The organism is Nguyenibacter vanlangensis (assembly GCF_013376155.1).
Classification (GTDB): Bacteria; Pseudomonadota; Alphaproteobacteria; order Acetobacterales; family Acetobacteraceae; genus Gluconacetobacter; species Gluconacetobacter vanlangensis.
On record NZ_JABXXP010001066.1, the window covers coordinates 1 to 754 of the forward strand.

General features: G+C 71.0%; 1 protein-coding gene. It reads left to right on the plus strand.

Annotated elements, in window-relative coordinates; all coding sequences use genetic code 11:
- The coding region (locus tag HUK84_RS21250) for a cyanophycinase (RefSeq protein ID WP_176641931.1) at positions 1-754 on the plus strand (754 nt) is incomplete at both ends.

Sequence of the window (754 nt, forward strand, 5' to 3'; positions counted from 1 at the left end):
AAGGGCGGGCGACGCCCCTTCTCGACGCCATCCGCACGGCCCATGCGGCCGGCGGCCTCGTCGCCGGCTCCAGCGCGGGCGCTGCGATGATGTCCGACATCATGATCGAGGGCGGCACCTCGCTCGAGGCCACGACCTTCGGCGTGGTCACCAACCCCGACCGCCCGGGCCTGCTGCTCGGGCGCGGGCTCGGCTTCTTTCCCTGGGGCATCGTCGACCAGCATTTCCTCAAGCGCGGGCGGTTCGGACGCCTGGTGATGGCGATGGCCGAGACCGGCACCCCGCGCGGCTACGGCATCGACGAAAACACCGCTTTGTTCGTCGACGGCACGCGGGGCCGGGTCATCGGCGAATATGGCGCCGTCATCGTCGACATGGCCGGCGCCGCCTATGACCGCCGGGGCCGCACGATCGACGGCATCGCCTTTTCCTATCTCGACGACGGCGACAGTTTCGACCTGCCGGATCACCGCGTGACGCCGGACACGCGCAAGCGCCCCGTCCTGGCGTCCGAAATCGCCTATCGCGCCCCCGCGCGCTCGCCGCGCAACGTGTTCGGCGCCTATACGCTCTACGACCTGCTGGCGCGCCTGGTGCTGGGCGACAGCACGGCCTACGCCGCCGATCGCGCCCGGGCGATCGAACCCAAGGCCGGGATCGCCACCACGGTCGAACTCGGCCGCGTGCCGGACCGATCGCGCGGACTGATCGCGCTGCGCGACGACATGCTGCGCATGACCGCGCTCGATTTCCG